At 32.4% G+C, this 3,728-nt stretch carries 3 protein-coding genes; 1 reads left to right on the top strand and 2 read right to left on the bottom strand.

Annotated elements, in window-relative coordinates; translation table 11 throughout:
• Window positions 1-227 precede the first annotated feature (227 nt).
• Window positions 228-1,850, top strand: coding sequence for a methyltransferase domain-containing protein (locus JJE11_RS16435; RefSeq protein WP_291637569.1), 1,623 nt, complete (start codon window positions 228-230; stop codon window positions 1,848-1,850).
• Between the two features lie 70 nt (window positions 1,851-1,920).
• Here JJE11_RS16435 and amrS read toward each other — a convergent pair whose 3' ends face one another.
• Complete coding sequence (gene amrS, locus JJE11_RS16430) at window positions 1,921-2,907, bottom strand: AmmeMemoRadiSam system radical SAM enzyme (protein WP_291637568.1); 987 nt, start codon at window positions 2,905-2,907, stop codon at window positions 1,921-1,923.
• An 11-nt stretch (window positions 2,908-2,918) separates the two neighbouring features.
• On the bottom strand, window positions 2,919-3,728 hold an 810-nt coding region (gene amrA / locus JJE11_RS16425; RefSeq protein WP_291637566.1), incomplete at its 5' end, for an AmmeMemoRadiSam system protein A.

The following is a 3,728-nucleotide window of genomic DNA, read 5'->3' as shown; positions in this document are numbered from 1 at the left end:
TCTTAATATATTTTTTATCCTTTATCTGTTATAAATATACTACTATATTATTATACAACTATATTGTTTTAATGTAAGTACGCACTTTTAAAACATTTAGTTACTAAAATGATACCCTTAAACAATGCAATAAACTATAAAAACATATAAAACACTAATATCCTCCCATTACCTTAAAATATAGGTTATACTTATAGTTAATAAATTTAAACATAAGAGGTGAAACAATGATAGAAATAAATAATACCGTAGCTCTCTTAGAAAGCTTAAAGACATCGGATGATAAACAGAGATCTGCAATAGTAAATAAACTTTCCCTAGATTATAATAATGCAATTCCAATGTTATGGTCAATAGTAATAACTGAGGAAAACCCAAGGGCAATACTTTCTGTTATAAGGGATATTTTGAAAAAGGAGAAGCCTAAAGGTATGTTCAAACGAACTATTGGTAATTCTAAGGAAAAACTTAGCTCTCTTCTTGCACATTCAGACCCAAAGGTACGAAAAAATGTATGTGGTGTTATCGGAGAACTCGGTGACCCTGCATATTTAGATGCACTATATAATGCATATAACTCAGAGGATAAACTATTTGTAAGATATTCCTATGTACTTGCAATAGGGAACTGTGGTAGCGCAATTGATGCAGAAAAACTACAGAAAATGTATGAAAATGTCTTATCAAATGAAAAAACTTGTAATGAAGATAGCTCACTTGTAAAAACTAATAAGCATATTAATGAGGAAAAACTTGCGCTCACAAGAGCCATAGATAAATTATCTCCCACAGTGCGTCATGAATTTACAGGATTCGAAAATCCTGTACCTATGATACTCACCGTTATGAATTATCAGTACCACGTTACATTAAGTGAACTTGACGAAAAATCAATAGACGGTAGACTTGTAGATGAGGGCATCCTTATTAACGAAAGTGATTTAGATAAAATTTATACCTGCAGGACATTTTATGAACTATTGTTTCCTTTAGACGCCTGTGAAGGATTAGAATTTGATTATAAGATAATAGCAAATGAAATTATGAATGCAAATATTATAGATTTTTTGAATCAGTGTCATAAATCTGATTCTAATGCTCCCTTTGGGTACAGAGTTGAATTTAAAACCATGGATTCTAACAGGGAAAGATCAGAATTTGTAAAAAACTTATCTAGAGAATTAGATGAACTTTCTTGTGGAAATTTAAGAAATAGCCCCTCCAACTATGAAGTTGAAATTCGAGTAATTGAAAATAATGATTTCTGCAATGTATTTATAAAACTATGTTCCTATGTGGATAATAGATTTGACTATAGAAAAAATGAATTAGCTACATCCATAAATCCTGTAACTGCGGCTATTGTAATGAAGTCTATAGAAAAATGGATAAACCCTAGTGCTAACGTTATTGACCCATTTTGTGGCACTGGAACAATGCTTATTGAAAGAGCTAAATTAGAACAGTTTGAGTCTTTAACGGGAGTCGATATATTTAGAACAGCTATATCAGCTGCAACGACAAATTCTAAATCAGCTAATGTGAACATAGAATTAATAGATGAAGACATATTAGAATACTCTACCGCGGACCTTTTTGATGAGATGATAACAAATATGCCTTTTGACAATAAGTCCACAACTCATAACAAGTATGCAGACTTATATAGTGAATTTGCAAATAAAATTCCTAGCCTTGTAAAATCAGGAGGAATGGCCTTTATTTATACAATAGAAAAACAATTATTTAGGGAAGTTCTATTGGATAATCAGCAGCTTGAATTACTTCAAGAGATAAAAATTGAAAGTGGTAGGCTTACGCCTCATGTGTTTGTTCTAAGAGTAAAATAATAATGTAATAATATAATAAAGGAATAGCTCACCTAAAAGATAGGTGGTCTATTCCTTTATTATAGTTAATTTAAAGTATAATATTTATTTCATAACCACACTTTGGACATATATCATCACTGATATTAACATGAGTATGGTACCCGTCTCTTTCTATAAGATTATACCCGCACTTTGGGCAGTATGTTGAGTTATCACTGCTCTCAACATTACCCATGTATACATAGTTAAGATATTTTTTTGCTATCTCCATATCTTCAAGCATTACCTCTACCTTAGTAGCAGGATTTTTCATCTTATAATTCGGAAAATATCTTGATAAGTGAAGTGGGATATTTTTATTTAATGAGCCTATAAAACCTGCGATTTCAGAAATTTCGTAGCTAGAATCATTTTCATCACTTACAAGTAACGTAGTTACCTCTACATGGCACTCTTTTGATGCCATCTTAATAGTATTAAGTACGGGCAAAACACTCCCACCACATATGTCTTTATAATACTTGTTATTAAACGCCTTTAAATCAATATTCATAGCATCTACATAAGGAAGAAGCATTTTTAGTGGTTCTTCTTTTATATACCCATTAGTCACTAGCACTATCTTTATATCTTTCATTGTTTCTTTTAATAACCTCGATGCATTGTATACATATTCATACCATATAGAAGGCTCATTGTATGTAAATGCTACCCCCATATTATCTTCAAGGCCTTTGCATGCTTCCACTAATTTTTCTGGAGATATATATTCACTGCTTGCTCTTTCTTGGGATATAGAATGATTTTGACAAAAGTCACAGCTAAAATTGCATCCAAAGCTTCCTACCGAAAGTATTTTGCTACCTGGTTTAAAATGATATAGTGGCTTTTTTTCTATGGGATCTTGTGCCATAGAAGTTATCTCCCCATAATTTACTGCATAAAGCACGCCCCCTCTATTTATGCGCACATTACATTTTCCATACGCGCCATCTTTAATAAGGCAGTTATGAGGGCAAAGTTTGCAACTTATTTTATCTCCTTGTATTACATAAAATAAAGCTTCTTTTTCCATATTAACAACTCCTATTTATGCCTAATGACCTCAAATTTTTCTATTGTATAATCTTCATTTGGAGAAATTGACGCTTTATTTAGCACGATGCTTATCTGCTGCTCTATGGTATTAACACCTTCGAGATCCGGTAATAAAAGTCCACTTTTTCTTCCTGAGCGTACAACCACTCCATATTTTTTAGGATCTAGTTCTTCTTTTGAAGATGCTATAGATCCTGTCAAAACATCTACTGAAAAGACAATATCCTCAAGCTCCCCCTCTGATACATTACCAAACCTCGGGTCACCTTCTCCAGCTGCAATAGCATTTCGCATTATTTCACTTGCAATACTCTCAGTTACTGGAAAAATTGTACCTATGCAACCCCTTAGTGCTCCAAATTTTTTAAGAGATACAAAAACACCTCTTTTATTATTCATCATTTCCTCTGTTACATAGTTAGGTACATCCATATAATTGCCCTCTATTAGGTAATGAGTAAGACTTTCTCTGGCAACTCTTACGTAAACATCTTCATTTTTTACTCTTTCATTAAATTTTTTTCTTTTTTCTCCCGTAATTTCTGATAATATATCTCTGTCGCTAATACTAAGCTTAAATTTCATTACCGCATATCCAACTCCAAAGGTGCCCTCATAGGAAAGAAGTTCTCCCTTTATTTCATTACCAGACATTGCTCCAAGCATTATATAATAAGATTTTAAGCCACATTCTCCAGCATTTTCTACCATTTCGCAGTTTATATTAAATATCCCTGCTACATCACCTTTTGTTAGTAGACTTATTATCTCGCTATCAAACTTTTCTCCATCTGGATT

It is taken from the genome of Clostridium sp. (genome assembly GCF_016650095.1).
In the GTDB taxonomy this organism is placed as follows: Bacteria; Bacillota; Clostridia; order Clostridiales; family Clostridiaceae; genus Clostridium_AD.
The sequence above is the reverse complement of the archived record's forward strand: the minus strand, read 5'-3'. Positions and strand labels throughout refer to the sequence as shown.

Coding starts and splice junctions, on each gene's coding strand:
- amrS (WP_291637568.1), bottom strand. CDS start 2,907: ATGGAAAAAGAAGCTTTATTTTATGTAATACAAGGAGATAAAATAAGT.
- JJE11_RS16435 (WP_291637569.1), top strand. CDS start 228: ATGATAGAAATAAATAATACCGTAGCTCTCTTAGAAAGCTTAAAGACA.